The 9483-nt window shown below is 32.7% G+C and carries 7 protein-coding genes; 2 read left to right on the forward strand and 5 right to left on the reverse strand.

The window, feature by feature from the left end; translation table 11 throughout:
• Nucleotides 1-67 precede the first annotated feature (67 nt).
• From ACOYLT_RS08545 to ACOYLT_RS08560, 4 genes are all read right to left on the reverse strand, one after another.
• Nucleotides 68-1930 carry a S8 family serine peptidase gene (locus ACOYLT_RS08545; protein ID WP_422853439.1) on the reverse strand — a complete coding sequence of 621 codons (1863 nt, stop codon included), beginning with the start codon at nucleotides 1928-1930 and terminating at the stop codon, nucleotides 68-70.
• A gap of 80 nt (nucleotides 1931-2010) precedes the next feature.
• Complete coding sequence (locus tag ACOYLT_RS08550) at nucleotides 2011-2466, reverse strand: hypothetical protein (protein WP_422853440.1); 456 nt, start codon at nucleotides 2464-2466, stop codon at nucleotides 2011-2013.
• Between the two features lie 16 nt (nucleotides 2467-2482).
• A complete protein-coding gene (locus tag ACOYLT_RS08555; protein ID WP_422853441.1) occupies nucleotides 2483-4000 on the reverse strand; it encodes a RagB/SusD family nutrient uptake outer membrane protein in 1518 nt (505 codons plus the stop codon).
• An 11-nt stretch (nucleotides 4001-4011) separates the two neighbouring features.
• Nucleotides 4012-7125 carry a SusC/RagA family TonB-linked outer membrane protein gene (locus tag ACOYLT_RS08560; RefSeq protein ID WP_422853442.1) on the reverse strand — a complete coding sequence of 1038 codons (3114 nt, stop codon included), beginning with the start codon at nucleotides 7123-7125 and terminating at the stop codon, nucleotides 4012-4014.
• 400 nt (nucleotides 7126-7525) lie between these two features.
• Between ACOYLT_RS08560 and ACOYLT_RS08565 the strand changes: the two genes are divergently transcribed.
• Nucleotides 7526-8125, forward strand: a complete 600-nt coding sequence (locus tag ACOYLT_RS08565) for a ribonuclease HII (protein WP_422853443.1) — start codon at nucleotides 7526-7528, stop codon at nucleotides 8123-8125.
• Between the two features lie 16 nt (nucleotides 8126-8141).
• Here the strand turns inward: ACOYLT_RS08565 and lipB are convergent, their stop codons facing one another.
• A complete protein-coding gene (gene lipB, locus ACOYLT_RS08570; protein ID WP_422853444.1) occupies nucleotides 8142-8867 on the reverse strand; it encodes a lipoyl(octanoyl) transferase LipB in 726 nt (241 codons plus the stop codon).
• A 285-nt stretch (nucleotides 8868-9152) separates the two neighbouring features.
• Here lipB and ACOYLT_RS08575 point away from each other — a divergent pair.
• Nucleotides 9153-9483: OB-fold nucleic acid binding domain-containing protein (locus ACOYLT_RS08575; protein ID WP_422853445.1), on the forward strand; the 331-nt coding region annotated here is incomplete at its 3' end.

Here is a 9483-nt window from a genome sequence, read left to right on the forward strand (position 1 = left end):
CAAAACTATTTGTAATAAAGTCATAAAAAAACCACCATAAAGGTGGTTTTAATTACTTCCAAAAGATTTATTCTTTTAAAAATTTCTTTGTAACAGATTTTCCGTCAGAATTGAATGTAACAAAATAAACACCTCCTGATAAATTAGAAATATCTATTTGATTTTGGCTTAAAGTGTTTTTTCTATTATAAACTTCTTTACCTGAAATATCATTAATAATTACTGATGAAATTTCTATATTGTTCTTTGTACTAAAGTTAAGAACATTAGATGCTGGGTTCGGATAAATAAAAATGCTATTGTCGTAATCATAATCTCGAGTATTCAAATTTAATCCTGTTGTTCCGTTGGCAATCAAAGAAAAAACTTGAGATCCTCCACTTAAAGAAGATCCTTTATGACTAACCTGGATGGTGTAAACACCCGCAGGTGCATTTTCAATTTCAACTTTTTCTATATTGTCAACATTGTTGTCTGATACATTAGTGGCTATAGCGGTGGGATCACTCGGATTTAATTTCCAAGGATAATAAGGAGCACCATCTTTAAACACTTTTAAATCAAGATTATTGATAAGCACTGGATTTCTGTTATCCTCGGCAGTATTAATGTTTACTGGAGCCGATGGATCAGTCCAACAAATACTAACTTTTAATTTTTGAGGATTATTTAAAGTAATACTTTTAACGAATACTTGACCACTCACTAGAGTGTTTTCTTCTAGGATAGCTGTAGTTCCTTTTTGAATAATAAGTTGTGCAGATTCCTCTCCATTGGCAAGCCCCCAACCAAATTCATAATCAGGACCAGCTTCAAAACCTGCTTCTTTTGCTGTATGACACAATAAACCTCTAACCGTTGAGGCTCTCATAAAAGAACCTGTATTCAAATTATTATAATGTTTTTGTAACAATACTATTAGACCAGCTAATCCCGGTGCTGCCATTGATGTTCCTTGAAAACTTGCATATGCAGTATTATTTGTAGCAATACAAGAGGATACGTTTACACCTTTTGCAGAAATATCTGGTTTTACTCTACCATCATCTGGTGGACCAAAGTTACTAAAGGAACTCATAGTTACACTACTAGCATCAAAATATTCTGGAACCTCTTCAACGGCTGCAACTGATATACCATTTTTAGAATTAGACATACCAGTTAACATATCATAACCGTTTTTCAAATCCAACTGAGCTACAGCACTATCCGTTCTATCATTTCCAGCAGCAGCTACAATTTGATAATAAGGATGAGCCACAGCAATTAAATCCATTTGTCTCGAAGTCGAATCATATTTTCCAAATAAGGCATTAGTTAAATTAGAGGCAACGTAACCATAAGAATGATTAGAAACTAAATAACCATCCGAAGCAAATGTTTCCATTTCGATAGTATCATCTTCCCAACCGTAAGTTTTAGCACTTGCATTATAAGCCAAGCCTCTTCTTGAAGCACTCACACCCGCTGCCACCATAGTTCCAGTAACATGAGTAGAATGATCACTTAAGGAGGTTTGAGAATCTCCCAAAGTAATCTTACCTACCAACTCTTGATGAGAAAATCTAACTTTTCCACCATCCCAAACCCCCGCAGTCATACCAGAACCAGTTACATTTAAACCTAATGAACCTGAAGGATACATTGTACTTCCTCCAATAGTAATAGCAGAACCTGCATTGTCTATTGTATAAAAAATTGGTTCCCCGTTAATAAATCTCTGTAATGACTTTCTTTCGCTATTAACAAAACCGTACTTGCTTTTATACAAATGAATTAATAAATCTTGCTCTGACTTGAACATTGACAACTCTTGACGAACTAGGTCTACCATTTTAGGATCACTAAAGGATTGTATCTTTTCTCGTTCTTTAGCAGTTTGAGAAAAAACAGTTACCGAACACAAAATAACAAATAATACTGTTTTCATATTTTATAAAAATTAAAAAAACCTTTTTTTAATAAAAAGGTTTTTGTTAGTATAACTTCAATTAAATTTTAAGTAATTTACTAAAATTTCGATATCGCTAAGTCATGATAAGCACGATAGGGAGAAATAACTCCTCCCTCAATAGAACTTAGAGTAAATCTAACCAACTTTGCTGATCCATTAGGTATGTTATCATAATTTCCAGTTACCATAATATAACCATTATAACTTCCTGCTGGAATTTTCAAAGTAGCGGTATCAACCGTAAAATATCCCGACAAATCAAGTGAAGTTGATGGAAAAGTAGTAGTAACTACAAATGTTCTATCAATATCAGAAACACTAGTAACATTTACCTGAAGTAATGTTGAATAAGTAGTCAAATCAAATGGGTCTAATTTAAGTGTAGAACCTTGAGACTGAAAGTTGGCAACTGTTGTATTAGCATTACCGTCAAAAGTAACCTTGTCTTCTTCACAACTTGTAAAAAGGCTTACTAAAAAAGCACATAGTAGCAAATTAAATATTTTTTTCATAATTATAATTTATTTTTTAATAACCAGGATTTTGTTGCGTTGCAATTGCTGGATTAGCCTGAATCTCCCCCGAAGGAATTGGCATAGTCAATCTATGGTCAGTATTAGAGAAGAAACAAGAACTGTTAATCTCACAATCTCTTTTATCCCTTTCAAAACTTTTATCAGCTTTAACACCTAAACGCTTCATGTCTAAATAGCGGTGACCTTCATAACAAAGTTCAACTCTTCTTTCTAATAAAACATCAGCCCAAGCTAGGGTGGCATTATTAGCATAATTAGGCGTAGGAGCAGTTCCAGTTGATCTACGAGCTTGTCTTAAAGCCTTAATTGTAGCAGCAGCACCCGTTAAGTTACCTGCATTAATTTGACATTCTGCTTTAATAAAATACATTTCAGACAATCTGAATACTTTAATATCATTCAATAAATTATATCCCTCAGAACTTGGATATTTGTTAATACATATAATATCTTCGTTAACATAATCTTCACTATTAACATAATCAGGACTAATTAAAGAAAAATCAGTACCACTTAAATTAACAAATGCTTTTTTTCTAACGTCATAGGACGCTGAAGCACTGTTTGGAAGTGGAAACTTATTAAATAAAGACCTACTCATTTCAAAAAAAGGAGAACCTGTTCTTTTAGTGTTAACACTAGCCCATGTTTGTCCTATTCTAGAGTCATTAATTGATTTTTCAATTTTAAAAATTACCTCACCAGTATAAGATACTTCATTAGCATCCCAAATTTTTGCATAATTAGCAGATGTTGTTAATGTACCGCTTGCTATTAAGTCTTCTGCGTAAGTTTCTGCATTTACATAATCCCCTCTGTAAAGGGCAAACCTTGCACGTAAAGCAGTAATAAATTTTCCAGTTACAAAAGTAGGAATAGCAGAATCAAATGGCGGTGTAGATCCTAAATTAGCCTCAGCAAAATCTAAGTCTTCATTCATCAATGCATATACATCACTATTCTTGCTTCTTGGTAATCCTTTATCCGTATAATCAGGTACATTAGTAAATAAAATTACACCTAAAGCATCCGGATTAGTCATGTCTGTAGAAAAATAGGCTTCTAACTGAAAATAACAAAAAGCTCTTATTGCTCTAGCTTGTGCCAAAATTCCATTATACTCATCTATATTATCTTCGGCATCTGCAACAGTAAGTGCACCTTCTAATAATCTATTACAAGAATTGATACATCTGTAGTTAGAATACCATATTGAAGCAGCATCGTCTGAATTGGAATTCAAAATATAACCATAACTACCATCGTTTAATCCTTGGCCTCCATTGGCGACACCAATGGCAACTTCATCAGTAAATATTGAAGTAAAGGCAATTCCATTTTCATAAGGTATTGAACCATATAAACCTATCAAGTTTTTACGCAAACCATCCATGTTTTTGAAAGTCAAAGACGGATCTAAATTTCCTGGTTGAACAATATCAGTAGCGTCGTTACAAGACAATATAGTACACAATGTACTAAATAATAAAATAAATTTAAGTTTTTTCATGTTGTTATTTTTTAAAATTGTAATTCAACTCCAAAAGAAAGAATCTTAGGGGTAGGATATTGGTATTGATCCGCACCTCTAAAACTACTTTCTGCATCCCAACCTCTCCATTTTGACCAGGTAACATAATTCTCTGCCTGGGTAAATATTTTTAGAGAAGTAATAAACGATTTACTCAAAAATTCTTTAGGTACATTATACCCAAAACTTAAATTTCTAAGTCTAATATAAGAAGCATCTTTTAAGTTTCTATCTGAACTACTATCTAATGATAAGTTAGTTGCATTCAAACTAGGAATATCAGTAATTCTGTTATCTGGTGTCCATGCTCTCAATAAATCTGTTGAAACATTAAATCTTCCTAGATTTGTTGGATCTTGTAGTCCTGATAAATCATAATCAAAACGATACACTTCGGCAGCAAATGTAAATTGACTTGTTAAGTAAAAACCATGGTAAGTAGCATCAAATCCAAAACCTCCTTGGTATACAGGAATACTTGATTTACCTGTAAATACTCTGTCATCAATTGGATTTGGATTTTCAGTAGGTACACCATCTTTATCTAAGAACAACAAGTTACCATTAGCTGGATTTACTCCTGCATAACGTACTAAGTAAAACTCGTTCATAACATGTCCATTTTGAAGTATAGTTAAACCATTATCAATTTTACCAGAATCATTTGACAATTCAACGATTTCGTTTTTGTTGTAAGAACCATTTCCTGTTAGAGTCAAATTAAAAGCACCCGCATCCAAATTCTTGATTAAGGCATATTTCAAGCTTAACTCAATACCACGATTTCTCAAGGAACCTTTGTTAACCGTAATTCCAGAAGTACCTGTTGGACCTGATAACGGTAACGTTTGTATCAAATCTACTGTTTTCTTTTCATACACATCAAGAGTACCACTTAATCTTCTTTTAAACATTTCAAACTCAGCTCCTAAATCAATTTGTCTGGTAGTTTCCCATTTTAAATCTGGATTTCCAAGATTTCCAAAAGCATAGCCATATAGAGTACCATAAGCTTCTCCTTCTGCTGCTAATGTATAAGCAAGAGAACCTCCGTTAAAGTTATTTTGACCACTAATCAATTGGTTACCAGTAGTACCAATGGAACCTCTTAATTTTAGAGCATCAAAGATACCCCCTTCCATGAATTTTTCTTTATCAATATTCCATCTTCCAGATAAAGACCAAAAAGTTCCCCATTTGTTACTACCAATAAAACGATAAGAAGCATCTCTACGAACTGTAGCACCCACTCCATATTTTGAGTTATAATCATAATCAGCAGAACCAAAATAAGAGAACAAACCAGATTCTAATTGTAATGACCCAACTTCTGGCAAATAATAATTATTACCATCAGTTTGGAAAGGAATAAATCCTGATCCATCTCCTGGAGAAAAGAATACTGGATCCAATCCGTTTTGAGTATAATTAAATGAATTGTAATGTCCTTTACTATATTCCACAAAGACAGACGCTGATAAACTGTGTTTTTCAGCAAAAGTTTTAGAGTAATTCAAACTCGTATTAGAGTTAAACTGAAAATCTCTTGTATAACCTTGTGATTGATAACCTGTTTCTTCTGTGTCATTTTGGAAAACCAAAGAGGTGAAGGAACCAGGAGCTTGAACAGTTAAAGTAGTTCCTTGAGTATAATCAGTTCCCGCATACAAATCTAAAGTTAAGTTGTCAGCAATTTGATAACTCAAATCCGCAGCCAAAATCATTTTGAACTCTTCACTTCTGTTGACAAAAGTTTTAATTTTATCAATCAAAAACAATGGTGTTAAACCAAGAGTGCCTTGCAAATTGCCATTTAAAATCGATCCTGTTGAAGCATACTCATTATATACTTGTTGCGAGTTGATGTAGTCACCAGCAGAAAGGTAAGGCAAGCTATTATTGGCGCCCAATACAAAGTTTTGATTTACCCCTCCTGTACCAATTGAAGTAGCAGTATTATTTTTTGAAAAGTTAATGGTTGTTGAAGTAGAAAACTTGAATTTTTTATTAGCCGATTGACCATCCAAATTACTTCTGAAGTTAAATCTATTTAAGCCTGTATTCTCAAGAATACCATCTTGTTTAAAATAACCAACGGATGTAAATGAAGAAAGTCCTTCGCTTCCAGTCTGAATACCTAAAGAGTGACTTTGTGAGGTACCTATTCTAAAAAATTCATTTTGCCATTTAGTATCAGATAATGATCTAGTTTCACCCGTTGCGTTATCAATATACGTTTGAGAATTAATTTCGTCATCTGTTAGATTAGAACCAAAAGTACCAGTTTGAGCAATAACATCGTAAGCTTTTTCAGTTTGCAACAATTGTTTAGTACTCATTAAATTGTACTTGTTTTGTTGAATTTCAGTAAAACCAGTAGTGCTAGAATAAGTTATTTTTAATTTTGATTTAAAATCAGCTCTTCTTGTTTTAATTACTATAACCCCATTAGAACCTCTATTTCCATAAATAGCAGTCGCACCTGCATCTTTCAATACAGAAACAGTTTCGATATCATTAGGATTCAAACTTCTAAAATTATCCACATTCATCATTACACCATCAACCACATAAAGCGGCTCTGAATTACCATTAATAGAACCTAAACCTCTTAACAAAACAGAAGTATTAGCACCTGGCTGACCACTACCTGTAGCAATATTCAAACCTGCAATTTGCCCTTGCAACGTTTGCAAAAAAGACGCATTAGGCCTGTCTGTAATTGTTTTGCTAGTAACAGTAGTAGTAGCATTGTTTGACTTTGCTTTTACAGTAGTTTTGTAACCTTCAACAACAACTTCTCCTAATTGGATACCATCTGATAGCACAACTTTATAGTTAGTAGCAGCACCAATGGTTACCGAGGAAGTGTTATACCCTGTAAACGAAAAAACTAAAACCTCTCCAGTTTTTGCTTTGATAGTGTATTTACCATCAAAATCTGTTTGTGCACTTCTAGTAGTTCCTTTAACAACAACATTTACACCAGGAAGTGGACCATTTTTGTCTGAAACTACTCCTGTTACAGTTTTCTCTTGTGCAAACGAAAACTGCATTGTAAACGCTAGTAAAAGCGTAAAAATCCATTTGAACTTAGATATCATATTTAATTTATTTGAATTAGTTAGTGTACAAAACTCTTAATTATTTATTAATTAACCAAATATTAACAACAAATTATTTTAATACTCAATCGATTAGTGCCTTTAATATTTATTAATTATTTGTTAATGAGCTATTTAAATTAAAAAAAGCTATTGAATTTTTTAATCTAAACCCATTGTTTATAATTAATTAATTGTTTGAAAATATAATACATTAAGTTTACGTTAAACGCAATTAGAAAAAAAATAAAAGTCCGAACTTGTTGAATAAATTTAAAAGGATACGTTTAAATAAACTCAATATAACAATTTAGTATAAATTAGCCATAAAAAAAAATTCACACAAAGGTTTATTGAAAGCTAATTTCTCCCTCGGATTGATTTTTATACATTATAGAGTATGCTAAGATTAAAATTCTCTGATTTTAAAATAGAATGTGGTACGGATGAAGCGGGCCGTGGTTGCCTTGCAGGTCCTGTAACAGCAGCAGCAGTAATATTACCTGAGCATTTTGAGCTAAGTTTACTCAATGACTCAAAACAACTATCTGAAAAAACAAGAGAAAAACTGAAACCCATTATAGAAGAAAATGCCATTTCGTTTTCAGTGACACATGTAGAACCAAAGATTATTGATGAAATTAATATTTTAAATGCATCTATCAAAGCAATGCAGGAAAGCATCCTAAAGCTCTTACCTACTCCTAATTATATCATAGTGGATGGGAATCGCTTTAAACCAATCAATGATATTCCATTTTCTACTATTATAAAGGGCGATAGTAAATTTATGAGCATTGCCGCAGCTTCTGTTTTAGCAAAAACCTACAGAGACGAATACATGAATAAAATTCACGAAGAGTTCCCAATGTACAATTGGAAAAAAAACAAAGGCTACCCAACAATCGAACACAGAGAAGCCATTAGAAAATATGGCACAACCAAATACCATCGAATGTCGTTTCGATTATTGCCTGAGCAATTAAAATTAGATTTATGATTGCAGATTAACAATTTTAGATTTCAAAACGTTCAAAATTTGCTTCAAAAAGAACTTGAAAATGTTTTATGATTTTTTCTTTCAATTCATTTTCATCAATAGTTTTCCCTAATTCAACATGAAGAGAAGTAACGGCTTTACCTTTTATGCCACATGGAATAATATTGTCAAAATAACCCAAATCAGCATTTATATTTAAGGCAAAACCGTGCATGGTTACCCAGCGCGAAGCTCTTACTCCCATTGCACAAATTTTTCTTGCAAATGGCGTACCTACATCCAACCAAACTCCTGTTTCACCTTCACTTCTCGCTCCTATAATATTGTACTCTGCTAAAGTCAGAATAATTACCTCTTCCAAAAAACGCAAATACTTGTGTATATCTGTGAAGAAATTTTCTAAATCTACTATTGGATAACCTACAATTTGTCCAGGACCATGATATGTAATATCTCCTCCCCTATTGATTTTATAAAAAGTTGCTCCTTTGCCCTCTAATTGTTTTTCTGAAAGCAAAAGATTAGTCATATCGCCACTTTTTCCTAAAGTATAAACATGAGGATGTTCCACAAAAAGAAAATAATTAGGAGTAATTATATCAGCATTGTTTCTATTTTTTAGTTTTAAATCAACTATTTCCTTAAAAAGCTGCTCTTGATAATCCCAAGTTTCTTTATAATCCCTAATGCCAATATCTTGAAGTTGGATTTTTTTGTTCATGTTACAAATTGAAGTGCACAAAGTTACAAACTTTAATCTAACATTAAAGGTACTGCATAAATAGCGTATGTATGGTGTATGGATAATGTATGGATAGTGTATGGATAATGTATGGATAGTGTATGGATAATGTATGGATAGTGTATGGATGGTGTATGGATAGTATATGGATAGTGTATGAAAACAGCACAGGTGTCTTATCGAAAAATTAATTACGCTAATTATCAAAATACTTTCCATTTTCAAATTCCCTAATTGTCACATTTTCAAATTATACCTATCTTTGCTAGCTTAAATACAATATATATGCAACTTTCGGAACAAGAAATCATCAGAAGAGAGAAACTAAACGCTTTGCGTGAATTAGGCATTAACCCATATCCAGCGGATTTATTTCCTGTGAACATCACCTCAAAACAAGTTAAAGATAACTTTGAAGAAGGAAAGAAGGTGATTTTAGCTGGAAGAATTATGAGCGATCGTGATATGGGAAAGGCTTCTTTCGTTGAGTTACAAGACAGCGAAGGTAGAATTCAATTGTATTTTAACCGTGATGTACTTTGCCCAGGCGAAGACAAATCTTTGTACAATCAAGTTTTTAGAAAACTGACCGATTTAGGCGATTTTATTGGTATTG

The organism is Flavobacterium sp. (assembly GCF_049318185.1).
In the GTDB taxonomy this organism is placed as follows: domain Bacteria; phylum Bacteroidota; class Bacteroidia; order Flavobacteriales; family Flavobacteriaceae; genus Flavobacterium.